At 60.8% G+C, this 26,441-nt stretch carries 16 protein-coding genes and 1 tRNA gene; 12 read left to right on the top strand and 5 right to left on the bottom strand.

The features are described 5' to 3' along the window. Window position 1: 1 nt before the first annotated feature. Window positions 2-439: a universal stress protein gene (locus VHO05_RS14930; protein WP_329647374.1), complete on the bottom strand. Its 438-nt coding sequence runs from the start codon at window positions 437-439 to the stop codon at window positions 2-4. 145 nt (window positions 440-584) lie between these two features. Here VHO05_RS14930 and VHO05_RS14935 point away from each other — a divergent pair, with 145 nt between their 5' ends. Then, window positions 585-1,781, top strand: a complete 1,197-nt coding sequence (locus VHO05_RS14935) for an alpha/beta fold hydrolase (protein WP_329647375.1) — start codon at window positions 585-587, stop codon at window positions 1,779-1,781. A gap of 39 nt (window positions 1,782-1,820) precedes the next feature. Here the strand turns inward: VHO05_RS14935 and VHO05_RS14940 are convergent, their stop codons facing one another. Further along, entirely contained in the window at window positions 1,821-2,483 is a 663-nt protein-coding gene (locus tag VHO05_RS14940) for a response regulator transcription factor (RefSeq protein WP_329647376.1), read from the bottom strand. Continuing rightward, window positions 2,480-3,883, bottom strand: coding sequence for a sensor histidine kinase (locus tag VHO05_RS14945; protein ID WP_329647377.1), 1,404 nt, complete (start codon window positions 3,881-3,883; stop codon window positions 2,480-2,482). The genes VHO05_RS14940 and VHO05_RS14945 overlap by 4 nt, the downstream gene beginning before the upstream one ends. Before the next feature lie 690 nt (window positions 3,884-4,573). Here VHO05_RS14945 and VHO05_RS14950 point away from each other — a divergent pair. The 5 genes from VHO05_RS14950 to VHO05_RS14970 all read left to right on the top strand — a co-directional run bounded on the left by VHO05_RS14950 (window position 4,574) and on the right by VHO05_RS14970 (window position 20,431). Beyond that, window positions 4,574-14,674 carry a peroxidase family protein gene (locus VHO05_RS14950; protein ID WP_329647378.1) on the top strand — a complete coding sequence of 3,367 codons (10,101 nt, stop codon included), beginning with the start codon at window positions 4,574-4,576 and terminating at the stop codon, window positions 14,672-14,674. A gap of 73 nt (window positions 14,675-14,747) precedes the next feature. Next, window positions 14,748-16,481, top strand: a complete 1,734-nt coding sequence (locus tag VHO05_RS14955) for a type I secretion system permease/ATPase (protein ID WP_329647379.1) — start codon at window positions 14,748-14,750, stop codon at window positions 16,479-16,481. 15 nt (window positions 16,482-16,496) lie between these two features. Continuing rightward, on the top strand, window positions 16,497-18,776 hold the full coding sequence (locus VHO05_RS14960) for a cadherin-like domain-containing protein (RefSeq protein WP_329647380.1): 2,280 nt from the start codon (window positions 16,497-16,499) through the stop codon (window positions 18,774-18,776). Window positions 18,777-18,824: 48 nt separating this feature from the next. After that, complete coding sequence (locus tag VHO05_RS14965; RefSeq protein WP_329647381.1) at window positions 18,825-20,162, top strand: HlyD family type I secretion periplasmic adaptor subunit; 1,338 nt, start codon at window positions 18,825-18,827, stop codon at window positions 20,160-20,162. 194 nt (window positions 20,163-20,356) lie between these two features. Then, window positions 20,357-20,431 (top strand) — tRNA-Thr (locus tag VHO05_RS14970). Between the two features lie 124 nt (window positions 20,432-20,555). On the opposite strand, the gene VHO05_RS14975 is transcribed toward VHO05_RS14970, so the two are convergent. Then, window positions 20,556-20,843, bottom strand: a complete 288-nt coding sequence (locus tag VHO05_RS14975; protein ID WP_329647382.1) for a hypothetical protein — start codon at window positions 20,841-20,843, stop codon at window positions 20,556-20,558. A gap of 175 nt (window positions 20,844-21,018) precedes the next feature. Between VHO05_RS14975 and VHO05_RS14980 the strand changes: the two genes are divergently transcribed. The 6 genes from VHO05_RS14980 (at window position 21,019) to VHO05_RS15005 (ending at window position 25,202) form a co-directional block, all read left to right on the top strand. Next, window positions 21,019-21,390: a YciI family protein gene (locus VHO05_RS14980; RefSeq protein WP_329647383.1), complete on the top strand. Its 372-nt coding sequence runs from the start codon at window positions 21,019-21,021 to the stop codon at window positions 21,388-21,390. After that, window positions 21,387-22,661, top strand: coding sequence for an RNA polymerase sigma factor (locus tag VHO05_RS14985; protein WP_329647384.1), 1,275 nt, complete (start codon window positions 21,387-21,389; stop codon window positions 22,659-22,661). The genes VHO05_RS14980 and VHO05_RS14985 overlap by 4 nt, the downstream gene beginning before the upstream one ends. Window positions 22,662-22,782: 121 nt before the next feature. Further along, window positions 22,783-23,205 (top strand): YciI family protein, encoded by a 423-nt coding sequence (locus tag VHO05_RS14990; protein ID WP_329647385.1) that lies wholly within the window; start codon window positions 22,783-22,785, stop codon window positions 23,203-23,205. A gap of 22 nt (window positions 23,206-23,227) precedes the next feature. After that, window positions 23,228-23,788, top strand: a complete 561-nt coding sequence (locus tag VHO05_RS14995; RefSeq protein ID WP_329647386.1) for an SRPBCC family protein — start codon at window positions 23,228-23,230, stop codon at window positions 23,786-23,788. Between the two features lie 20 nt (window positions 23,789-23,808). Further along, window positions 23,809-24,885, top strand: a complete 1,077-nt coding sequence (locus VHO05_RS15000; protein WP_329647387.1) for an exo-alpha-sialidase — start codon at window positions 23,809-23,811, stop codon at window positions 24,883-24,885. A gap of 14 nt (window positions 24,886-24,899) precedes the next feature. Further along, entirely contained in the window at window positions 24,900-25,202 is a 303-nt protein-coding gene (locus VHO05_RS15005) for a MoaD/ThiS family protein (RefSeq protein WP_329647388.1), read from the top strand. Between the two features lie 2 nt (window positions 25,203-25,204). Here the strand turns inward: VHO05_RS15005 and VHO05_RS15010 are convergent, their stop codons facing one another. Then, window positions 25,205-26,407 (bottom strand): citrate transporter, encoded by a 1,203-nt coding sequence (locus tag VHO05_RS15010; RefSeq protein WP_329647389.1) that lies wholly within the window; start codon window positions 26,405-26,407, stop codon window positions 25,205-25,207. Between the last annotated feature and the right edge of the window lie 34 nt (window positions 26,408-26,441).

Consider the following 26,441-nt stretch of genomic DNA (forward strand, 5'->3'; position numbering starts at 1 on the left):
GTTAACGACACACGAGAACGGGAATGGTGCTTCCGGTCAGGACTTTGGTGGCCTGACTGCCGAGAAGAACGCGCATCAGCCCGCGGCGGCCGTGCGATGCCATGACGATCAGGTCACATCCCTGCGACTGTGCCGTTTCGATAATTCCTTCGGCCGGGAACTGGTCTTTGACGTGGAGCGTGGTGCAGGGAATTCCTCTCTCCTTCGCCTCGCTCTCGACGGCAGCGAGGATGTGCGCCGCGTTGGCCGAGACGCTCTCGTCGTATTCTTTGATAGGGAAGGCCATCGCGACCTCGCCGGGCGCAACCGCGACCCATGGCTCGGTGACAGTGACGGCTGTCACGCGGGCGCCGAGGTCCTTGGCCAGGTCCAATCCCTGCTTTGTGGCTTTGGCGGCCAGCTCCGAACCATCGGTCGCGATCAGAATGTTCTTGAACATCGTGGGGCACTCCTCGGGTTTCTGCGATAATGCCGTGTTGGCTGCACGAAGCGCTTGAGCATAATCAATATTCGGCTTGCCGTGTTCTTCCAATGACGACAGAAAGCGGGGGAGTGTGTCCTTGCACGGGGAGGGAGGTATGCGGATGTCCGGCGGACGGTGGAATAGCCGGTTCTTGCTTTGGCTGCGCCGCGGCGCTGTCGCGATGGCGGCGGTCTTGAACGCACTTACCGCCAGCTCGTCTGTGGCTGCGTCTTCCGAGGCCGAAGTTTCAGCCGAGACGTTGAGAGCGGCGAAGCCTGGTACTATTTTTCGGATCTGGCCGCTCGAAGGCGGCGTGCGGGCCGGTTACAAAGGCTATCGCGTGCTCTACCGGTCCACCGACTTCAATGACACGCCGGTCGCGGTCACGGGAGCGGTCATCTTTCCTGCCGATCCCGGGATCCGCCCACGCGATGTCGTGGCTTGGGCGCATCCGACAACCGGCGTGGTTTCGAAGTGTGCTCCGACGCTCATCCCGGACATTGCGGGTACGATCCAGGGCATCGATGAGCTGACGGACCAGGGCTACGTCATCGTGGCGACTGACTATGTGGGACTCGGAACGGGCGACCATCACCCGTATCTTGTCGGCCTCAGCGCGGCACGGTCTGTTCTCGATTCCATCCGCGCCGCACGGCAGCTCAAGGATGTGCACGCAGGGGACCGCTTTGCCGTCTGGGGGCATTCGCAGGGCGGGCATGCATCACTCTTCACAGGTTTGCAGGCCGAATCCTATGCGCCCGAGCTTAAGCTCGTCGGCGTCGCCGCGGCAGCTCCCGCAACAAATCTCGTCGAGCTCTTTCGCGCCGACCGCAATTCTTCCAGCGGCCGCTCACTGACCGCGATGGCCGTTCTCTCCTGGTCGCGTGTGTTCGACTTTCCCTTGACCAACCTTGTGGAAGCCGATGCAACGGCGCGCTTCAAAGCGCTGGCGAGCGATTGTATCGAGACGCCGAACGATTTCTTCAAAGAAGTTTCAGACGAGAAGGTTTTGGAACGCGAGTTCCTGAAGATCGATCCCACGGAGTACAAGCCGCTGCGTGCGATCATGGACCAGAACACGCCCGGGCCGCTTCCAGCGGCTCTGCCAGTTTTTCTCGCGCAAGGTACGGCGGACGAACTCGTGCGTCCCGCCATCACCCGTGCCTACATGGAGGGGCTCTGCAAGGCGGGTCTCCGCGTCAAGCTGCACGTGATGCCGGGCGGCGGGCATATGTGGGCTGGACGCGACAGTGCATACGTGGCTGTCCAGTGGATTGGACAACGGTTTCACGGTGCTGCAGCACCCAACGATTGTTGATGTTCCCGGAAGGGTTGGACACGTCGCGAAAGGTTAGGCTCAGCGCTTGGGCGGCGTCTCGCCCTCCTTGAGGCGACGCGAGGCGACGATTGCCTCGACACGATTTCTCGCGCTGAGTTTGTGCAGGACGCCGCTCATGTAGTGTTTGACGGTTTTCTCGCTGAGGTCGAGCTTGCGGGCGATTTCCTTGTTCGTCAAACCGTTGGAAACCTCCTTTAGGATCTGCTCCTCGCGGATGCTGAGCTGTTGGAGCGGATCCGGTGTCGCGGACTTCGGAGTGCGCAGGGGTGTTGCCAAAAGCCGGGCTGCGAACTCCGGCGTGATGTAGGTTTCCCCGGCCGCGACGGACCGGATTGTCCGCACCAGATCAGGACCGCCGATCCCTTTCAGAATATACCCGCGCACCCCAGCCTCCAGGGCGGCCGTTACGTCATCATGGCGCTCCGAGACCGTGAGGCAAAGGATTCGGATTTCGGGATGGCTCGCCGTAATCGCGCGGGCGGCTTCCAGCCCGCTTCCCGGCATGTTGACGTCCAGCAATATGAGATCTGGCGAGAGCTCGTTTGCTATGCGGATAGCGTCATTGGCGCTGCCACCGGTTGCCACAACGTCAAAGTCGGGTTCGCGCCCCAATGTATGCTCGATGCCCTCGCGCATGAGTGGGTGGTCGTCGATGATCGCGACGCGCAGTCGGGCGGTCATGTCAGACTCCCTTGGGGCAGCTCGACATGGACTGTTGTCCCGGCTCCGACGGACGACCGTAGCTCAAAAGTCCCGCCCAGAGATTCCACGCGATGGCGCAGGCCGGGAATGCCGAGCGTGTCACTCCGGCGATTGAGCGATGCCAAGTCGAAGCCCGGACCTGCATCGCTAATGGTAAGCCGTATCATGTTTCCCTTTGTGTCAGCATACACCATCTGCCCTTTGCCACCGGCATGGCGAAACGCATTGCTCAAGCACTGCTGCACGCAACGAAAGATGCACGTGCGAACGCTGAGCGTCAGACTGGCGGGCAACGGTCCAATATGCGCGTCTACTTTCGTTTTTGTGTGACGCTCGTGGGCGTGAACGGCAAGAATGACGATTTCTGCCGGCGTCAGATTCTCGATATCCGGGAGAGAGACGCCCGCTGAGAGGTGCCGGATTTCAGCCAGTGCCTCCTGCATGACTTTGCGGACCTGCTCCACAGCCTCCGTCGCACGCGGCTTGGTATCGTGTTCCGTGGCTTTGTCCGGATTGAGCTCGTGCAAGCGAAGCAGGGCGAGGCTTAGGAGCTGTGCTGGTCCGTCGTGGAGGTCGGCCCCAATCCGGCACAGCAGCTTGTCCGAAAGGGCGGCGCTCTTGAGGTGGGCGCGCGTGACGCGCGCGCGCAAGTCCTCATTCTGCTTCAAGAGCTTGGATTGACGCGCAATCGTATTCGTCAGAGCATACTGCTGGTGAAGGATCAGGACGCTGCCGCGGTGCACGATCCCAAACAGCAATGCAAGCATTCCGAACGAGAGCGAACCGACCACAAGCCAACTCTGTTGGCGGGCGATCGTAAACTCCCGGATCATGTCTGTTGCGTCCTCGTAGAGCTCGGCTACGGCGATGATGCGACCTGTGCCGGTCTCTCTTATCGGGGCATAGATTTCGAAGATCGGCTTTCCGTAGCGGCGCTCCTCGAGGGATTCGATATCGCTCACATCCTCGAAGTCGGCCATGATCTGCCCGTTTACGGCTCCAAGCAGCTCCGGCGTCATGGGGGGCTTCTGGCCGACGCCTGCGCCTTCGGACCGGAAGACGATGGTTCCATCGGGGAGCCAGACTTTGCTCTCGAGGATCGGACGGCCTAGGGAGTTGTCTTCAACGAGCCCGGCGATTGTCAGCTTGGTCTTCGACGATAGCGTGCGCCGGGTCGCAAGTTCTTGGAGCGGTTCCTCGAACAGCGTTTCCATGAAGTGGGCGGAGGCGCGCGCCGCATTGTCGATCACCGTCTTGCGGATCCGGGCGTCAACCCAAGCTCCAACCAGCATCATCGTGGTGATGATGACGATCGTTGATGCAATGATGAAGCGTGTGGACAGCGTGCGCTCGGTCCAGCGCTCGCGAAGATACGCCAACCAATTAACGTTTGGGCTGTCCGACCATGGTCTGATCCAATGCCGGACCACAGACCCTAGAGGTCGTTGTACGTCATGCCCTGCCGCATGATCCGTCATTCAAGCATCTTACTCAAACGTGTTGGTACAAATTGAACTAGTAGGACCGATCAGCTTTCACCATCCGGCGAGACACCACAACGGGGTCTCATTGTACGCTGTCTGACTTTATACAGCGCCCGCGGAAGGTTGAATAGCTTTCGCCAACGCGTAGGGAGTGCGCGTATGGCATTTCGATCGCCAAATTGGTTATGCGGACGGCAATGCTCGGACGCCGAGGCGGAAGAAAACTTCGCGTTTGAGCTCCTCAAACGGTCCCGCAAGTCAGCTCCGCAACCGGTACATCCGAGCCCCTCGTCGTCCGAGTCAGGCTTTCATAGCAATATATTGTTTTTGCGCGGGAATGTTCACGGCTTGCGGAGCTGTGCGCCGCAGACTTCCAAGAGGACGTTCGCTCTCCGAAGAGGCGCTCAGTCAGGTTGGAGGCTCGCGTCTCTCGGCGTCTGGGTCAGCGCCCGGCTGTGCTTCCTGCAGCGCGAAAATACGACTTCAAAACAAGATGAAGATTTGGCCGGAGCCGGGCTGTTCGACCGCCTCCATTGAGTTCCCTGCGGGCCCATCGGGCCGAATTAAGCGTCTGGAGTAACGAATATGACCGCTCTCACCCTGAACAAAGCCGACCTCGAGTTCGTGCTTCGCCAGATCAAGATTGCGGAAGGCAATTCCACCGCTCACTCCGGTGCTACTGCCCAGGCGCTTACCCAGATTTGGGTCGATGCGGCAGGAAACGTCGTCCCGCCCGGAACTCAGGGCGCGGCGCTGGCGATCCCCGATCCCCATGTCCCTTATGGACTGCGGACGGTCGACGGAACCTACAGCAACCTCGTCCCGGGGCGCGAGCACTGGGGAGCAGCAGATAACTCGATGCCTCGGTTGCTCGATCCAAGCTACGTCAACGATACGGACGGCGATAGTATCGACTTCGATGGGCCGGTACCGGGCTCGCAGCCTCCGTTCGTCAACGGCAACTACGGCGGACCCGGAAGTGTGGTCGACGCGGATCCGCGCACGATTTCGAATCTCGTCGTCGACATGAGCCTGAACAATCCGGCCGCCATCATGGCGGCTTTGACGTTTGCGGGCTCGGAAGATCCGATGGGTGACCTGCAGCGCATTCTCGATGCGCGTGTCACGCAGGCCGAGGCGGATGCCGCCGTCGTTTCCGCCCAAGCGGGCGTTGCGAGCGCCGAGGCCGCTCTGGACACGGCGATTACTGGTTACACTCCTGGAGATCCGTCGACATTCAACGCTATTCAAACCGCTGCCGCAGCCCTAACGGCCGCCGAAGCTGCGCTTACTCACGCGGAGCAGGTTCAGGACCAAGTCGCGCTCGACCCTTATGGACCTATGAAGGCCGTGGCAGAAGAACTCGGCGTTGTTTTTTCCGAGAACGGCTCCCTCGTCATTCCGAACGTTGCGCCCGACGAGGGCCTGACCGCTCCGTTCAACGCTTGGATGACGTTCTTCGGCCAATTCTTCGATCATGGCCTCGACCTGATCAGCAAGGGTGGGAACGGCACGATCTATGTGCCGCTGCAGCCGGATGATCCGCTCATTACTCATGGACCCGACGGTATCGCCGGCAACGGCGATGAAGTGCCGCCTCATATGGCGTTCATGGCGCTGACACGCGCAACGCCGACGGAAGATGGATCACAGAACAACATCACCACGTCGGTCGTGGATCAAAACCAGACCTACACCTCGCACGCATCGCATCAGGTGTTTTTGCGGGAGTATGTTCTGGTTGGAGGAAAGCCGGTTGCGACCGGCAAGCTCTTGACTGGGGAGGATGGCGGGCTCGCGACCTGGGCAGACGTCAAGCATCAGGCGGAGAGCGTTCTTGGTATCAAGCTTTCAGATCTCGATGTCCTCAATGTGCCGCTGCTCCTTACGGACGCATACGGTGAGTTCATAAGATCAAGCACCGGGTTCCCGCAAGTTGTGACGGGAGTTGATGGCGATGGAAATCTCATCGGTGTCAGTGGCTCTCTTCCCACTGCCCTCGATCTGGCCACAACGCCCCATGCATTGACCAATCACGCGTTCCTGGACGATATCGCACACAATGCAGCGCCGGGTCTTTTCGATAGCAACGGCGATCACATTCCCGATTCATTCAAGACGCCGGATTCCGACAACACTGCAAGCTCTCCGACAGACGCACAGCCATTCGGCACGTATGACGATGAACTGCTGAATCGCCATTACATCACGGGCGACGGGCGTGGCAACGAGAACATCGGTCTGACGGCCGTCCATCACATCTTCCACTCCGAGCACAATCGCCAGGTCGACGCTCAGAAGCTGACAATTCTGCGCAGCGGAGATGTCGCATTCATTGAAGAGTGGCTCTCTGGTCAGGGTGCAGTCGATTTCACCGGGCTACCCTCCGGCTTTGACACGATGTCTGCGCTTGATCAGCTCGCCTACGCCAACAGCTTGAGCTGGGATGGTGAGCGCCTTTTCCAGGCGGCACGTTTCGCGACGGAGATGCAGTATCAGCATCTCGTGTTCGAAGAATTCGCCCGCAAGATTCAACCGGCGATCGACGTCTTCGTCTTCAATAACATCACCGACGTCGACCCTTCCATCTTCTCGGAATTCGCGAACACTGTCTATCGCTTCGGTCACTCGATGTTGACCGAAGGCATGCCGAGGATCGACGCCAACGGTAATGCGCTCTCTGGTGCCAACGATCTTGACCTCGTCGAAGCGTTCCTCAATCCCGTTGCGTTCGATAACGGAGGAGCCGTCAGCCACGACGAGGCAGCCGCTGCCATTGTGCGCGGGATGACGATTACCAGGGGCAACGAGATCGACGAGTTCGTTGTCAATGCGCTTCGCAACAATCTGCTCGGTCTGCCGTTGGACCTTGCCGCGATCAATATTGCACGTGGCCGCGACACGGGTATTCCGACACTGAACGACGCCCGCGATCAACTCTACGACGCCAGCGGCTCTACGTTCCTGAAGCCCTACGACAGCTGGGTGGATTTTGCGGCAAACCTGAAAAACCCGCTGTCGGTCGTAAACTTCATAGCGGCCTACGGCACCCACGACAGCGTCACGAATGCGACGACACTTGAGGCCAAACGCGATGCGGCTTGGAAGCTCGTCTTCGGCGACGATACGCTCACTGACCCTACAGCCATTGCGGACTGGAACGCAGAGCGGGCGGCATTTCTCAACAGCACGGGACCGTGGACTGCCGAGAACAGCGGCCTCAACGCCATCGATCTTTGGATCGGTGGTCTTGCCGAAAAGAAGATGCCCTTCGGCGGAATGCTGGGCTCGACGTTCAACGCGATCTTCGAGCTGCAACTCGAGAACCTGCAGGATGGCGACCGGCTGTATTATCTGACCCGCACGCAGGGGCAGAACTTCCTGAACATGCTCGAGCAGAACTCGTTCGCCAAGTTGATCATGGCGAACACCAACCTGGCGCTGCCGGGAGCCGATGGCATCCGTGGCACGGCGGACGACGAAATTCCGCGCCACATTGGTGTGGATTCATTCGCGAACTACGACTTCGTCTTGGAAGTAAACGAAGCCAATCAGGCCGACTACAATGGTGCTGACCCCGGCAAGGACCCCACCGGGAATGATCCGGTGTTGGAATCTCTCGGACTCGGTAAGGTTCAGCGTGACAACCCGGCTACTCCGGGCGCGGATACCAATTTCCTGCGCTTTACCGGCGGCGAGCACGTCGTCGTGGGCGGCACGAACAACAATGACACGATCATTACAGACTTCGGCGACGATGGGATCTGGGGCGATGCAGGCGATGACCGGATCGAATCCGGTGCAGGCGTCGATCTCGTCAACGGCGGCGCCGGCGACGACATCATCACCGATAGCGGAGATTCCGGCGACTTCCTGAAGGGCGACGAAGGCAACGACGTCATGGCTAATTCGAACGGCCTCGACATCGTGATGGGCGGGTCGGGCAAAGACGTTGTGTTCGTTGGTGTCGACTCGACCGAAGTGTTCGCGGGCGAAGGCGACGATTTCGTCATTGGCGGTGATGGCGCTGATTTCATCCTGGGCAACGAAGGCGACGACTGGATGGAGGGTGGCGGCGGATTCGATACCATCGCTGGCGACAATTCCGAGCTTTTCTTCAATTCGGCCATCAAAGGCCACGACGTGATGTTTGCCGGCGGCGACGAGATGGACTTCGACGCCGAGTCGGGCGACGACATCATGGTTCAGGGCGAAAGCGTCATGCGCAACGAGGGCATGTTCGGTTTCGACTGGGCGATCTTCAAAGATATGAATCTTCCCGTGAACGCGGACTTGCGCGTTCCGATCTTCACGACCGAGCAGGCGGATATCCTTCGTAACCGCTTTGACAAGGTGGAAGCGCTTTCCGGATGGAAGAACAACGATACGCTGCTCGGTGACGACCGCACGTTCGGCACGATCGCGCCGGGTGATACGGTTGCAACGACCGAAGGCATCTTTTTCAATGACGGCTTGGATCAGGCCGGTATTGATCGCATCGACGGTCTCAATCAGATTGTTTCCGTCGGTCCAACAGGGTTCTTCGAGAGCGGAAATATCCTGCTTGGTGGCGCGGGGAGCGACAGCCTGCGCGGCAATGGCGGCGACGACATCCTCGATGGCGACCGCTGGCTCAACGTGCGCATCCGTATCACGGCGGCCGGCAATGTCGCCAATACCCAGGGCAATGAGATTGCCACCGTCGACAGCCTGAAGCACGTGTTCTCGAACGATGCGTCCATTCCTGAAGCGTGGCGCGGGAAATCGCTCTACGAGCTCATGATCGCACGTACGATCAAGCCGGAGCAGCTCCATATTGTGCGTGAAATTCTTACGGATGGCGTCAGTGCGAATGACGTCGACGTCGCGCACTACAATGACATCCGCGCCAATTACACTATCGTACGCAATGCCGATGGCAGCACCACCATCACGCATAACACGGTCAGCGTCGTGGTCGACCCCATTACGGGCCGAAACCTGGTTTCGGACGGTGTCGACACGCTACGCAATGTCGAGATCGCCCGGTTCTCCGACGGTGTCGAGGTTCGCTTGGACAACGATCCACCGACCGACATCCGGTGGAACGGCGTGGCACCGGGCAACAACGCCCTTCCCGGTGTGAATGCCGTCATTGCAAACCTCAGCAGCGTGGATCCGGACAGCACGTCGTGGACCTATTCGCTGCAGGCGGGAAGCAGCCCGAATTTCACCGTGTCGCCGGCTGGTGTCGTGACGCGCACGGGTTCGGCTATGGCGGCCAACACGACCTATACGCTTGTCATCCGGTCGACCGACGAATTCGGAAACTTCCGGAATGAGACGTTCACGATCATGACCGGAAGCGATGCGAACAACACGATCACCGTGGCGGTCGCAAACGATGCCGTCGTCTATGGCGACGACGGAAATGATGCGTTGACCGGCGGTGCCGGCAACGACACGCTGTTTGGTCAGGACGAGGATGACACCCTCATCGGTGGACTTGGCGACGACGTGCTGCACGGTGGCGCAGGAGATACGGATACCGCGAGTTACGCTGGTGCGACAGGTTCTGTGACCGTCAATCTCGCATCCGGTCTGGCGGCGGGGGCAGCCGGTAACGACACGCTCATCGATATCGAAAACGTGACGGGTGGGGCGTTCGACGACGTTTTGACCGGCAATGGCGGCGCCAACACACTGATCGGCGGCGCCGGTAACGACACGCTCCAAGGCGGCGCCGACGATGACAGCCTTCAGGGCGGTGCAGATAACGACACCTACATCGTGGGTGTGGCCGATGGCGACGATGCGATCCAGGAAGCCGGCGGTGCAGACACCATTTCCGTCGTTGGCGGCGGTGCGGCGCTTGCGGCACTGAATTTTGCCGAGGGTGGCGGCGGCGATCTGGTGATCGACGTCGGGGCATCGCAAGTCACAGTTACGGATCACTACGCGACCGCTCCAGAGGAGGTCGAAACCGTAACCTTCGACGACGGTACAACCTATGCAGGCTACGCGTTGACCGGCACCTATGCGATGAGCGCCGACGACGTTGGCAACCGGGACGCGGCCGCGGGCGTCTCCAGCATTTTGGCGGGCAGTGCCGCTGGCAACACGCTCAATGGTAGCACCGGGCGAGATCTGCTGTTCGGCAATGGCGGCAACGATACTCTGAACGGCGGAGGAGGAGACGACCTTCTGGTTGGTGGTACGGGTAACGACACCATCAGCGGCGGCACCGGCAACGATACGATCGTCGTCGATATCGACGGGGATCCGAACGAGAATGACACGCTTTCCGGCGGCGGTGACGTCGACACGCTGTTCATCATGGACGGCGGCGGAAACGGCGGCGAAACGCTGACGGCGTCCTTCAACGGCACGCGCATCACTCAGATCGAGGGCGCGGGCACCATCAATGCCGATATCGAACAAGTCGTCGCCGATCTCGCCGGTGGCGCTGATACGCTAGCTTATACGACCACGAGCGCTGTGACCGTTGATCTCGCGGCCGGAACAGCCTCGGGTTTCACTCGAATCGCCAACATAGAGAATGTGACGGGCGGATCCGGCAACGACACATTCACGGGCGACGCAGCCAGCAACACCTTCAGTGGCGGCACCGGCACCGACACCGTCATATTGCCTGGCACGGCGGGCGACTACATTTTTGGCGTGACGGGTGGAAACCTGACGGTCACCAACAGGAACGGCCTTTCGGGCACAGACACGCTGGTCTCTATTGAGCAGCTGAGAATCGGCGGTCAGGATCAGACGATCGTTACGAACAGCCTGGGCAATGTGGGGCAGACGCTCACCGGCGGCACGGGCGCGCAGATCAATCGCTCCGATGTAATTCTCGGTTTCGGCGGTAACGACGTCCTCAACGGCAATGGCGGAAGCGATTCCCTGTTTGGTGGCACCGGCGACGATACCATCAACGGCGGGGCCGGCGATGACACGGCAGTTTGGTCAGTGGGTGACGGTCGCGATCTAGTCGACGGTGGGACAGAAGACACCGTCGGAGACACATTCGTCGTCAATGGCGATGGGACGTCGGAAGTCTTCCGGATCTGGACACGCGCGGCGGCTCTCGGGCTTGAGCCTCCCATTGCCGGAATTACGGGACTCACCGCTGCGGGTCTCAACAGCAATACTGAGATCATCATCACCCGCAATACGAACGGCGTCGGTGGCGCAGTTGGAACCGGTCAGATTATCGCCGAGCTACGCGATATCGAAGAGATCGTCGTCAACCCGGGCGGTGGGGCAAACAGCATTATCCCGCTCGGCAATTTCGCGGTTACCAGCCTCAATCCCGATACCATAACCGTGAATGGCGGCGCCGGAAACGACACGGTTGACGTCTCGTCTCTGCAGTCGGCTCACCGCATCCTGTTCCGCTCGAATGGCGGCAACGATACGATCATCGGAACGCTTCGTCCTCAGGATGTCGTGGAGCTGGCACCGGGACAGGACCGCGCGACCTACACGCTCGTGGACAACGGCGACGGGACGCACACCTTTACGAACGGTACGCATTCAATCAAGTTCACGGGCCCCGTTCCGCCGCAGTTCCAGAACACACCGCCTCCAGGTGGCGACGTCACGGGCGCGTTCGAGTATACGGCGAGCGACCTTGCCGGCCTGAAAGCGCTCGTCAAGGGGCAGACGCTCCCGGGTGATGACGACGACGTGCCGACGGGCGTGCGAACGCTCAGCGGTCAAGGCAACAACGAAGCCCATCACGACTACGGTTCTGCCGACACAGCCTTCATCCGGCTAACCGATGCGCACTACGGCGCGTTCAATCCCGCGACGGGCAACCGGGATGTTAATCCGATGTTCGCTGGGCTCGATCCGCGCAACATCAGTAACATCCTCAGCACGCAAGAGGCCGGTCTGCCGAAGAATGCTGCCGACGGCAACATCTTCTTCATGGCATTCGGTCAGTACTTCGATCACGGATTGGATTTCATCCCGAAGAGCAGCGCAAACGGGTCGATCGCGATCGGTGTGCCTGGCTCGGGCGATGATCCCGCAGACTTGACGCGCGGGGCGGTCATTCCGGGCACGGCAAACACGGTGCCACAGCACCTCAACAAGACGTCCGCCTACGTGGACCAGAACCAGGCCTACGGCTCGAACACGCTGGTCGGCCAGTTCCTGCGTGAAAGCGATGGACATCGCGGTTTTGGGTCTCACTTGCTGCAGGGCGTGGATGACCCGGGCAATCCGGACTTCAATCTTCTGCCGACGCTGCGTGAGCTCATCAAGCATCACTGGGACAACGACTCGATCTTCCACGATGATGCCGGGCAGGCCATGCGCTTCCGGGACTACTATCCGAACCTCGTCGTGAACGGTCAGATTACGCAGTCGATGGTTGCCGGGATTGCCGCGAACTTCATGGGCAGCGGGCATGCTCTCCTGCTCGACACCAATCCGCTTATCAACCTCCTCGATCACTTTGTGGCGGGCGACGGGCGTGCAAACGAGAACATCTCACTCACGGCCATGCACACCATTTGGGCCCGGAATCACAACTTCCACGTCGAAGGGCTGATTGCAGGCGGCTTCCAGGGCACACCGGAGGAAATCTTCCAGGCTGCCAAGATGCTCAACGAGGCCGAGTATCAGCGCGTCGTGTTCGATGAGTTCGCGGATGCGCTTCTGGGAGGCATGCGCGGCAGCGGCACCCATGGCCACGATGGCTACAACCCGAATGCGACGGCATCGATCTCGCACGAGTTCGCGGCCGCGGTGTACCGGGTCGGTCACTCGCTGATTTCCGATACTCTGACGATTTTGGGCGCCGACGGCCAGCCGACACAGGTGACGCTGTTCGATGCGTTCCTTAATCCCACAAACGAAGCCTCTGCGTTTACGGTGCCGCCGTCGGCCTTCCCGCCGGGATATGTGCCGAAGCCGGGCTTCGAGCAGATCGGTGCCAATGCGATCATCGGAGGCATCATTACGCAGCCTGCCGAAGAGGTCGATTTCAACATCGTGGACTCTGTGCGAAACGATCTCGTGCGGATCCGCGCGGATCTTGCGGCGTTCAACATTGCGCGCGGCCGCGATGTGGGCCTTGGCACATTGAACCAGGTCCGCGCCGACCTCATGGCTTCGGACGATCCGTACATCAAAGAAGCGCTCGGCTATGCCGGTAATCTTTCACCCTACACGTCCTGGGATGACTTCCAGACGCGCAACGGTCTCAGCAATGCAGTGATCGCTCAGTTCAAGGCGGCCTACCCCGATCTTGTGCTGCAACCCGGTCAGGTTGCCGCGTTCGTTGCGGCCAATCCGGATATCGTGCTTGCCGACGGACCGAACGGCACGAAGATCGTGAAAGGAATCGACCGCGTCGATCTGTGGGTCGGTGGTCTGGCTGAGACGCACATCAACGGCGGTATGGTCGGCCAGACGTTCTGGATCGTTCTTCACGAACAGTTCGACCGGCTCCAGGAGGCGGACCGGTTCTACTACTCGGATCGCTTCGACAACTTCGATTTCTACGAGACCTTTATCGACGGCCAGAACTTTGCCGACATCATCATGCGTAACACGGGTCTTACCGGCCTGCCGGAGGACGTGTTCTCGGTAGACGACGAAGATGATCAAGCGTCTGGCGGCGATGACGGCCAGCAGGATGACGATGATACGCCGAGCACCGGTAACCCAGGCGATGACGACGAGCCGGAGGATGAAGACGACGATCCGCCGTCGAGCGGCGGCGACGAGGACGACGATGACGATGAATCTGAAGACGAGGATGATGACGACTCCGATCCGGTGACGCCACCGCCCTCGGGAGGTTCTGCTCTTCCCTTCGTCGTCTATCTCGGCACGTCCGGCAAGGATACGGCGATTGGCGGTGCGAACGGCGACACGTTGGCAGGTGGTGACGATGACGACACGCTCTTCGGTCTCGCCGGGAACGACGACCTGTCGGGTGGTTCGGGCAACGACTACCTTGTTGGTGGAGCGGACAACGACACGCTCATCGGAAACGATGGTGCGGACACGTTGCTCGGTGGCGATGGCAACGACACCGTCTATGGCGGCGCGGGTGATGATCTGATCGAAGGTGGCGATGGCAACGACGTCATCACCGGTCACGAGGGTCGCGATAAGATCAACGCGGGATCGGGAAATGACACCGTTTCTTCCACCATCGGCGATGGAAACGATGCCATGGATGGCGGCGACGGCGTGGATCTGCTCGATCTGTCGGCGCTGACCGCCAATGCAACGGTCTATCTGGGCGTCAACGGCAATGGCTCGGTTTCGAGCACGCAGAGTGGCCACGATACGATCAAGGGCTTCGAGAACGTGCGTGGCGGCTCCGGTAACGATGTGATTGTCGCCAGCAATCAGGCGAACGTGCTTGAGGGTGGCGATGGTAACGACATCTTCGTCTTCAACACGGCGGCAGCCGCGAATGGCGACACGATTGCGGACTTCGAAGCCGGCGATCTCATCGATCTGCAGGCGCTCTATGCGTCGCTCAATCTGACCGGCGAGGTTTCGGACCACCTGACGTCGTCAACGGCGTTCAATCAGGCCGGCCAGCTCCACCTTCGCATCGACGGCGGAGACACGATCGTGGAAGGCGCGACGGACAATGATGGCGATGTCGATTTCAGTATCCGCATCGCGGGCCGGACCAACATCAGCGGCAACGATTTCGCGTAGGTCGATATGCGGAGGCGTGGGCAACCACCGCCTCCGCAGTAGCTTTCGAGTATGGTTATCGGGGTAATTCGAGATGCGTAAGAAAAACGGCAAAAAGGCCTTCATCAAGAAGAGGACGCCTTTTGGTGAGGTTGGTGCGCTTCGGAGCATCCTCATCTTCGTGTTCGTCGTCTCTGGCGTCGTCAACGTTCTGGCGCTGACTGGATCGCTCTATATGCTCCAGATCTACGATCGCGCCCTCACAAGCCAGAGCGTACCCACGCTGCTCGCACTGTCGACCCTCGCTATAGGCCTCTATCTCGTCCAGGGCCTTCTCGACGTCAGCCGTTCGCAGATCCTCGTTCGGCTTGGGGCGAAGCTCGATCACCACTTGGCGCCGCTTGCGCACAAGGTGGCAATCGATATGCCACGGTTTGGATTTTCGACCGCGGAATCGACGGAGCGAAGCCGTGACGTCGATGTGCTTCGCGGATTTCTAGGCGGGCAAGGTCCGACGGCGCTGTTTGATCTTCCGTGGATGCCGCTCTATCTCGCCTTCGTCTACTATCTCCACCCGTGGCTCGGCCTCCTAACTTTTGGCGGCGCCTTGATTCTCACGGGACTCACCATCCTGGCGGAGGTCCTCACGCGGCGTCACAGCGCCTCGACGCAGCAGGCAGCCATTGCGCGTGCAGCGATCGCGGATAGCCATTCGCGAAACGCCGATGTCATCCGCGCGATGGGATTTTCGAGCCGCGCCATCGCCCGCTTCGAGAAAATTAATTCCGAGCATTTGGCTCTGCAGACGAAGACCAATGACATCAGTGGAACGTTGAGCGGGATCTCCAAGGTGCTGCGGATGATCCTGCAATCGGCCGTTCTTGGGCTCGGCGCCTATCTGACGATCAAGGGTGATCTCACGGCCGGTTCCATCATCGCCGCCTCGGTGGCTTCGGCCCGCGCACTGGCTCCGGTCGATATGGCCATCAGCCAATGGAAGAACGTCGTTGCGGTCCGTCGCAGCTATGGACGTCTGACTGAAACGTTGACGGCTATTGACGATGCCCCGTTGAGCGTGCAGCTGCCGCCTCCGAAGTCCAACGTCAAAATCGAGCGTGCCACGATTGCCGCGCCGAGCACGGGTACGGTCGTGCTGAGCGACGTGAGCTTTGATCTCAAGGCCGGGGATGCCGTGGGTATAATCGGTCCGAGCGGCGGCGGCAAGTCCACGCTGGCGCGTGGCCTCACCGGCGTGTGGCCGCTGCTGCGCGGCTGCGTGCGTCTCGACGATGCGGATTTCGGGCAGTGGGCACCGGACGCGCTCGGGCAGCATATCGGATACCTGCCGCAAGAGGTGTCGCTGCTGGATGGCACAATCAGCGAGAACATCTCGCGGCTCGATCCTGCAGCCGACGGAAAGAAGATCTTGGAGGCGGCGCGTGCTGCCGGCGTGCATGAGATGATCGTGCGTTTGCCGCAGGGATACGAGACGCCTTTGGGGCCGAACGGTACGGCTTTGTCGGCTGGGCAGCGGCAGCGCATTGCCTTGGCGCGGGCCCTCTACAACGATCCTTTCCTCGTCGTGCTCGATGAACCGAACTCCAACCTCGACGCGGAAGGTGAGGCGGCGCTCACTCAAGCCGTGCATGGAGTTCGCGCGCGCGGAGGCGTTGCGGTCATCATCGCGCATCGCCCGAGCGCGCTGGCGGCCGTCGATCTGATCGGCGTGGTTCAAAACGGCAAGCTCGCCGCATTTGGGCCGAAGGGCGAAATTCTCGGACAGCAAGCCCAATCCAAGGTGACTGCCGTTCCGAGACCCGCCGCATAGAAACCGGAGCCGGCCATGCAGCGCATTTTTGGCGACGAAAATCAGGAACTGAATGACGACGGGTCACCGCGTCGCAAATACGACGCCGACGAAGAGCAGCAGGGCCGGCCGTTCTTGAAGGTGCTGGTGGGCCTTGTGCTTGCGAACGTGTTCATCGCCATCAAGAACGTTTTGCCGTGGGGCGACGAGCTAAGCCCCATCTCTTCCGCTGCGGCGGCCGATGCTCCGAGGCGGATCGCGGACGATGGGTCCGCACCGGCTCCGGCGAGCCGGGAAAGCGTTTTTGAGGTGGCCGTTGGGGAACGCGCGTCCGAACAGTCAGGAGACGAGCAACCGACGGGCACTCCGAAACCGGAAAGCTATGTTTTCGGAAAGTTCGGCTCTGCCTATGCCGGTCCGGATGAAGCGATCTCGCCTCCGCGCTCGCCGTCGCTTCCGCGAGCGGGCAATGACAACGAAGGTCTCTATGGCGGCATTCCGGGGTCGGCCGTGCGTCTCGATCCGGCGGATGTCGCGCTGGGTGAGTTCAGAGGTAGCCACGGAGTGTCCGGTGGCGGCGGAGATGAAGACTGGCTCGATGGCTTCGACGATGAGGATGATGACAACACTGCGCGTCCTTTAAACCGGCTTCCCGTGGTGACGGCTCCGGTCGTGCTCGGAAGCCTCATTTCCAATCAGTCGGTCGTTATCAGCCTGAGCGACCTGTTGCGTAACGCCTATGATCCTGACGGCAATACCCTCTCGGTATCCGAGGTCGTCGCCTCGTCCGGTAGTATCGTGGAACGCGGCGATGGGGAGTGGGTCTACATTCCGGAGTTCGACGATACGACGAGCGTGGGCCTCACGTATCTCGTGTCCGACGGCAAAGGCTCTGTCCAACAGATGGCCTTCCTTGATCTTGTTCCCCGTCCGATCAAGACGATCACCGGCACTGCTGCCAGCGAGACAATAACGGGATCGACCTCAATCGATGTGATAGAGGCTCTCGCAGGCGACGACATCATTGCCGCTCTCGATGGGAACGACGTCATTTACGGCGGGGCGGGCAACGATCGTATCGAAGCGGGAGCAGGGGACGACGTCGTCTATGCTGGAGCCGGCAACGACATCGTTTTCGCTGGCGCTGGAAATGACCTCGTCTTCGGAGAGGAGGGGGATGACGAACTGTATGGCGAAGGTGGCGATGACAAGCTGCATGGCGGGCTGGGCAACGACAAGGTATCGGGCGGAATAGGGAGAGATTCGCTGTTTGGCGACGAAGGTAACGATCAGCTGAACGGCGACGATGGTGACGACTATCTCGACGGCGGCGTCGGCAGTGACACTCTGCGCGGTGGTTCCGACAACGACACATTGGTTGGCGGTGCGGATAGCGATCAAATTTACGGCGACGCGGGTAACGACGCGATCCTTGCCTTTGTCGGGGATGGAGATGACGCGGTCGATGGCGGTACGGGTGTCGACACCTATGACGCGTCTCGTACGACAGCGGCTGCAAGTATCGACCTCGAGGCGGGCGAGGCGGCTAGCGCGGACATTGGCAACGACACGCTTTCAAACGTCGAGAACGTGATCGGCAGCCAGGGTAACGACACGATCGTCGGGAACGATGAGGTGAATGAACTCTACGGTAGCGCGGGAGAGGACACGCTGACGGGAGCGGGCGGAGCGGACCGGATCTTCGGTCAAGCCGGCGACGATACCATTGTTGCTTTGGCGGGTGACGGCAATGACACTGTAAACGGCGGCGATGGCAGCGATACCTACGACGCGTCTCAGACGGGTGCCGACGCAGTTATCGACCTGGAGACAGGCAGTGCCGAGAGCGTTGAATTTGGCGACGACACGCTTATCGAGATCGAGAATGCTGTCGGCGGACGCGGCAACGACACCATCATTTCCAATGACGAGGTCAATGTACTCTCGGGTGGCGGCGGAGATGATATCTTCGTGTTCCACTCGTCGGTTTCCATCGGCAAAGGCCATGGCAGTCGCGACAAGATTCTCGACTTCCAGGTTGGAGATCGGATCGATCTGGACGATATCAGCGATGAACTCGAAGATACCTTCGACCAAACGTTTGAAGATCACAACATTCGCAAGTTCGTCATTATCGGGCAGCAGCAGGAGTTCGCACGTCCGGGTGAGCTGCGGGTCAAGTATGACGACAGCGACGACGCGCGCCCAATCACCATTCTCGAAGGCAACATCGATCATGATGCCGATGCCGAGTTCGAGCTGGAGATCGCGGGATTTTACGATTTCAGAGACGAAGACTTCCATTGGCGCGCGTAACGGCGTCAAATCGAATGTGAGCTGGATTTGACCGAGGAGTACTGGGCGATGGCTGGGTCTAGCAACGTGCCAAATGCAAAGGGCGAACTAGCCAAAGGCGTGGACAAAGCGACATTTTCCATCGTCAATCGTGTGGTGTTTGCCTCGCTTCTGATGGCGCTTCTCGGCTTTGGCTTCGGCGGTTGGGCCGCGGTGGCCAATCTTTCCGGTGCGGTCATTGCCCCGGGCACGTTTGTTGTCGAGCGCAACGTGAAGAAGGTCCAACACAGCTATGGCGGGATCGTATCCGAAATCGCGGTGAAGAACGGCGATCATGTCGAGGCGGGTCAGGTTCTCATGCGCCTCGATGCGACCCAGATCCGGGCGGAGCTCGGGATCGTCAATTCGCAGCTCATTGAACTCGCCGCGCGCAGCGCCCGCCTCATTGCCGAGCGTGACAATCTCGACAAGATCGCGTTGCCAGAGTCGCTGAGGAAAGAGAGCGCCGACATCAGGTCGGCGGCGGAAGGTGAGATCCGATTGTTCGAAGAGAACCGGCGCACGCGGGAAAGCCAGAAGGATCAGCTCCGACTCCGGATCGAGCAGCTCAACGAGGAGATCACGGGGCTCTCGGCTCAGCGTGATGCAAAGAGCGGCGAACTCAAGATCATCCAGCAGGAACTCGAGCAAGTTCGGATTCTGCACTCCAAACAGCTGACCGCTGTCTCGCGCGTCTATGCGATGGAGCGCGAGGAGAAGCGTCTGGGCGGTGAGTATGGCGGACTGGTCGCGCAAATCGCGCGGGCCAAGGGACAAATCAGCGAGATCAACGTTCAGATCCTGGCAGTCGACGAGAACACCCGCGCGCAAGCTCAGCGGGAGCTGCGTTCGATTGAAGCCAAGCTTTCAGAGCTTTCCGAACGGGAAGTGGCGGTGCTCGACAAGCTGAAGCGCGTGGATTTGCGGGCTCCGCAGAAGGGTGTGGTGCACGAGCTTGCCGTTCACACGGTCGGGGGCGTAGTGACGGCTGCGGAGCAGATCATGCTGATTGTGCCGGAAGAGGATAATCTCACGATCCAGGCGCGGGTCTCGCCCAACGACGTCGACCAGGTTGTGGTCGGCCGGCCGGCCAAGCTTCGCCTCTCTGCCTTTAATCAGCAGAAGACACCCGAAGTGCCGGGGCGTGTCATCCAGGTGGCGGCGGACGTGACGCTCGATCCCAAGACCGGCCAGTCGTACTACATGACCCGGTTGGAGATGGACGAGAAGAAGTTGCGCGCGATTGGCGATCTCAAGATCGTTCCGGGTATGCCCGTGGAAGTGTTTATGTCGACGGGAGAACGGACCGCGCTCTCCTATCTTGCAAAGCCGTTTACGGACCAGATGAACCGGGCGTTCCGGGAGTAGTTCCGCGCTTTCGGACGGGACAACGGTGCGCCATTTGCGGCCTTGGATTGCATCATCCAAAATGGCACGTAGGGAAGGCTATTCGACGGTGGACAGGGGGATCTTGCCCTGTTAGGAGCATGTTCCGCGAAACGCTTTGCTTCGGTCCCGGATCGGGCAAACCTTCCGATATGTTTCGCGATTTCATGGTATTAGCTGCCGTAGCTCAGTGGTAGAGCACTCCCTTGGTAAGGGAGAGGTCGCAAGTTCAATCCTCGCCGGCAGCACCATTTTATTTCGTAAAATCAATAATTTAAAGCGCTTTGAGCGGCGAGAGGCCGGAGCGTTGGAGAGCCGCCCCGGCCTTAGGTATGCCCGGCGGACCGGGCGCTGAATTTCGGGGATGCCTGCGTCTTACTTCGCGGCGACCTGCTTCTCGACTACCGATTTCGAAACTTCACCGGCTGCGACGAGGGCGTTGATGCAACCCTGCGAGAGGTTGCGGCCAACGGAGCGCATGCACTTGCGAACGCCGGGGCTATCAGGCGCGTGCTGGCTGCAGTGGGCGTAGTAGTCGGAGGCGCAGGCCATTTTGACGGAGAGGCTGACGGCGCCGGCCTGGGTCGACGCGGCCAGGGTGCCGAGGGCGACGGCGGCTGCGAAAGCTGCGCGGGCTGCGAGAAGGGTGCTGATCGGGGTCATTGGTTCTCTCCATCACCAAAGTTGATGAGGAGAGAATGCCCCTAACGCCGCCCGTCCGCTGTTCCCGACGGAACGGTTTGAGCCGAATGAGATTTTTTTCGATTTTTCGGCGGGGACGGTCGGGATCGCCTAGTGTCGTTCGTCCTTGAGGTGACCAGCAAGCGGGGCGACCGGAATGAAGTACGCAATCCTCTGTTATCACGCGGAAAACGTCGTATGCGCCTGGAGCAAGGAGCACGATGACGCCGTGATGGGCAAGCTCGCGGTTGTGCAGGAGCGGAGGGCGAAGATGGGGCAGCTTGGCCCCGTTGCGCGACTGATGCCCACCACCGCCGCGACCACGGTGCGGAAGGACAACGACCCGGCTGTCGTTCTCGACGGCCCGTTCGCTGAGACCAAGGAGCAGCTGCTCGGCTTTTTCGTTGTCGACTGCGGGAGCCTCGAAGAGGCGCTCGATTTCACGCGCGAGCTAGCCGAAGTCAATCCGGGTGGCGCTTACGAGGTGCGACCCATCGGTTATTTTCATGATTGGAGCGCTGGATCGTGACCGATCTCGCCTGGCTCGATGCGGCTGTCACCGGAGCGCGCCCGCAGGCGATGGCCGCGCTGTTCCGGTATTTTCGCGATCTCGACCGGGCGGAAGAGGCATTCCAGGAAGCTTCGCTCAAGGCGCTCAAGTCGTGGCCGCAGAACGGTCCGCCGCGCGACCCGGCCGCGTGGCTGATCATGGTCGGCCGCAACGTTGCGATCGATGCGATCCGACGCGAACAGAAATCCGAAGCCTTGCCGGACGACGACGTGCTGTCGGATCTCGAGGATGCCGAGACGGCGCTCGTCGACCGGCTCGATGACGCGCACTATCGAGACGACATCCTCCGGCTCCTTTTCATCTGCTGTCATCCTGATTTGCCGAGCACACAGCAGATTGCTCTTGCTCTTCGCGTCGTGTCGGGACTTACGGTGGCTGAGATCGCACGCGCTTTTCTCGTTGGCGAAGCCGCGATGGAGCAGCGCATCACGCGGGCAAAACGGCGCGTCGCCGACGCCGGTGTCGCGTTCGAGACGCCAGGGCCAGTGGAGCGCAGCGAACGGCTCGGTACGGTCGCGGCGATGATTTATCTACTGTTCAACGAGGGGTATTCGGCGAGCGGAGGCGAGGCGCACGTTCGTGCGCCGCTTTGCGAAGAGGCGATCCGGATCAGCCGACTGCTTCTCCGACTTTTTCCGTCCGAGCCGGAAATTTTGGGGCTCTCTGCGCTGATGCTGCTTCAGCACGCGCGGGCGGCGGCGCGGCTCGACGGGGATGGCGCCATCGTCCTGCTTGAAGATCAGGACCGGCGGCTCTGGAACAAGGGAATGATTGCGGAGGGCGAAGCGCTCATCGAGAAAGCCATGCGCCATCGCCGGCCGGGAGCTTATCAAATCCAGGCGGCGATTGCGGCGCTGCATTCAACGGCGCCCACTTTCGAGGACACCGACTGGGCGCAGATCGACGGCCTCTATGCCGGGCTCGAGCAGATGCAGCCGTCGCCTGTCGTCACGCTCAATCGCGCAGTGGCCGTGAGCAAACTCCTGGGTCCCGAGCCGGCCCTCGCCATGGTCGAGCCGCTGGCGGCTAAGCTATCCGGCTATTTTCATTTTTTTGGCCTCAAGGGGGCGCTTCTCTCCGAGCTTGGGCGGACAAGTGAGGCACGCGAGGCGTTCGATCGCGCCATTGCGTTGGCGCGGACCCCGCAGGAAGCAACGCACATCCGGCTCGTACTCGACCGGTTGGCCAAGGATTCCGGGCCGTCCAAGAAGGCCGGCACGAAGGCGTGATAACGCCAAGATTCCGAAGAATACTTTCCGCTTACATTTTTTGAACGGCGCTGTCGGCTCCTCCCAATTTCGTTCGTCCTAGTCCCGTACACGATGCAGGAGCAGGAATCAGGAGAACGCAATGAAAGTCATGGTCATCGTCAAGGCGACAGCCCAATCCGAGGCCGGTGAGATGCCGAGCACCGAGCTGCTCGCAGCCATGGGCAAGTACAACGAGGATCTGGTGAACGCTGGCATCTTGCTCGCCGGTGAGGGGCTGCACCCGACGAGCAAGGGCGCGCGGGTCGTCTTCTCGGGGCGGGATCGCACCGTGATGAAGGGACCCTTCTCACTCGACAACACCGTTGCGGGCTTTTGGCTTTGGAAAGTTCGTTCATTGGACGAGGCCATCGCGTGGTCGAAGCGCTGCCCGAACCCGCACCCCGGCAACAGCGAGCTCGAGATCCGTCCGGTGTTCGAGGCCGAAGATTTCGGCGCCGAGTTTACGCCCGAGCTGCGTGAGCAGGAGCAGCGTCTACTCAAACGGGTTGAGAATAACGCCTGAGCGGAATGGGAGGAGATCCATCATGATCACGACAGCACTCTATATCGCGCTCGGCCTCGCTGCTTTGTTCCTTGCGGTGGTGGCCTATGCTTCCAGACGACCCGACACGTTCGAGACGGCGCGATCCACAAGGATCGAAGCTGCGCCCGATCAGATCTTTCCGCTCATCAATGACCTCAGACTGCTCTCGACCTGGTCGCCGTTCGAAAAGAAAGATCCCAACATCAAGCGGGCCTACAGCGGACCGGAGAGTGGCAAAGGCCAGAAACTGGATTGGGATGGAAATTCCGAAGTTGGCCAGGGTACGCTGACGATTGTCAGCTCGTCGCCGTCGTCCGAGGTCAACATGGAACTCAGGATGGTGCGGCCGATGGCGGCCAACAATGGTGTGCAGTTTACGCTCGTTCCCGAGGGGAAACAGACGAAGGTGACCTGGACGATGCACGGAAACGTGCCGCTGTTCGCAAAGGTGTTGCATCTCTTCGTCGACATGGATCGGATGTGCGGCGGCGAGTTCGAGAAGGGCCTCGCCAGCCTCAAGTCTCTGGTTGAGGGCGCATCGGTACCAGCGGTGCAGGGCTAGTTTTCCAACGGGAGGTTTTCATGGCCAAGACGCTTATTCTGGTCGGGACCAAGAAGGGAGCCTTCATCCTGGAAAGCGACGCGGTGCGCCGGGACTGGACGCTCAAAGGGCCGTTCTGCGCCACGTGGCCGATCCAGCACGTCATCGCGGATCCGGCCAGCGGCACCATCTATGCCGCGGGTGGTAACGCGTGGTTCGGGGGGGCGGTGTGGAAGTCGACCGATCTCGGCGGAACGTGGACGCACTCGAGCGAGGGCCTGAACTACGGCGAGGGGGCCGAGCCTGTCGCTGCCGCATGGAGCCTGGCGCAGGGGCCGGATGGGCTCTATGCGGGCGTGGAACCGGCTGGGCTCTTCAAGAGCACGGATGACGGCGAAACGTGGACGCATGTGTCCGGTTTGCGCGATCATCCCACGCGGCCGAACTGGCAGCCGGGGGGTGGCGGGCTCATCCTCCACCACATCGTCCCGCATCCCAAGGATGCGAAAAAGATCTGGGTTGGAATCTCGTCGGCAGGAGTCTTTCACTCGGCGGATGGTGGCACAACTTGGGAGCCGCGCAATCGCGGCACGCGCGCGGATTACATGCCGGAGGACCAGAGATATCCGGAATGGGGTCAGTGCGTGCACAGCCTCGCGCTCGCGCCAGACGGGTCCGAGCGGCTCTACCAGCAAAACCATTGCGGCATGTATCGCAGTGATGACGGCGGCAAGACGTGGACGAGCATCGAGGCTGGCTTGCCCTCAACCTTTGGTTTCCCGGCGGCGGTGCATCCGCGCGACCCTGACACGCTTTTTCTCCTGCCGCTCAATGGCGACATCCATGGACGGTACATGCCGGAGGCGCGGGCGGCCGTCTGGCGGACGCGCGATGCCGGGAACTCCTGGTGCGCTCTCCGCAACGGGCTTCCTCAGCAGGACGCCTACTTCGGCGTGCTGCGGCAGGCTTTGGCGACGGATCGGCGCGAACCGGCCGGCGTTTATTTCGGTACCGGGGGCGGGGCATTGTTTGCGAGCGCCGACGAGGGCGAGAACTGGACTTGCCTCGCGCAGCATCTTCCGACCATCTCGTCGGTCGAAACATTGGTCGTCGACTAGCGTCAGCAAAGGCCATGGACGGAACAACAAAGGCGGAGAGCATGGAAGCCGTGACCGTTTCGGTCGTGCTCCCGCGCGCGTTGCTCGATCTCTTTCCGGGCGCGCCGGCCGAGCTTCAGCTTGCGGCGCGCTCCGTCGAGGAGATCATGTCCGCGCTTAACGCGCGCTGGCCGGGTATGCGCGACCGGCTCTGCGATTCAACGCCGCGCGTGCGCCGTCACATCAATGTGTTTGTCGGCGGGCGGCGCGCGACGCTGGGTACGGCGCTCAACACCGGCGATCGGGTTCACATTCTGACCGCCATTTCCGGCGGCTGACTTCACGGCGACCAGCCGAGAGCGGCCAGCATCACGAAGAAGCCGGTGACATAGGCGAGCGGGATGTGCCATCCGGCCGTTACCCATGCCTTCACGGATCGCGCCTCGGGAAAGAGGTTCGCGAGTGCGACACCCGCCGATGAGCCGAACCAGATCATGGAGCCGCCGAAGCCGACGGCGTAGGCCAGGAAGCCCCAGTCGTAGCCACCCTGCTTGATTGCGAGTGCGGTCAGCGGGATGTTGTCGAAGACTGCGGAGACAAATCCCAGCATCAGAGCAGTCGACCAAGACGCTGCGGGGAGTGCCTCAATGGGCATCATGGAGGCGGCCCCGACCAACGCGAGCAGAAACAACGCTCCTTTCGTGGCCTCAGGCAGAATTTTCCAGTCGGGTGCATGGAGGGCAGCGCCCACGAGGATGGCAGCCCATACGGCCAGTCCAACCAAAGGGAGATGATCCAAGATCTCAGGTGCGTAAATCGTTGCGAGTACGTTGGCTGCTATGGCGCTGATCAGGATGAGGCCGACGATGGCAATACGTCCAGGGACGATCCGAGTCCCCGGTGCGGCATCCTTTAAGATGGGTTGGAACCGGTGCTGGCTTCGTGCGGCCGGAATGGCGAATACGATGAAGGCGACGATAGCCGCGACATAGGCGTGGACGACGATTGCCGGGCTGATACCCGAGATCCACATCATGGTCGTTGTCGTATCGCCGACCACGCTGCCGGAGCCGCCGGCATTGGAGGCGGCGACGATGGCCGCGAGATAGCCGATGTGTACGCGTCCGCGAAAGACCGTGCGCGCGACCGTGCCGCCGATCACGGCGGCTGCAATGTTGTCGAGAAATGCCGACATCACGAAAATCAAGCCGAGTAGGGCCAAGCCGCCGGTCCAGTTGTCCGGCAACAGGTCCGGCATGAGGGCCGGAATTTGGGAGTCCTCAAAATGGCGTGCGAGGATCGCGAAACCCGTCAGTAGCAGGAGCAAGTTGGCGAGCAGCACGCTCTCGTGCGTGAAATGGGTGGCCAGTCCTTCGAGACCGGGACCGCTCTTGAAGCCCGTGATGGCCACTTTATAGACCGCGATTGCCGCGATGCCGGTTACCGCAACCGCGAGCGTGTGGCGATGAAAGATCGCAACCGCTGCCAGGATCGCACCGAACATCCAAAGCTCGATCGGGACAGTCAGAAGAGTCGGATGCATGGGGAGACCTGGCAGAGGAGCCGCGAAGAATGGT

It is taken from the genome of Hyphomicrobium sp., assembly GCF_036262015.1.
In the GTDB taxonomy this organism is placed as follows: domain Bacteria; phylum Pseudomonadota; class Alphaproteobacteria; order Rhizobiales; family Hyphomicrobiaceae; genus Hyphomicrobium_C.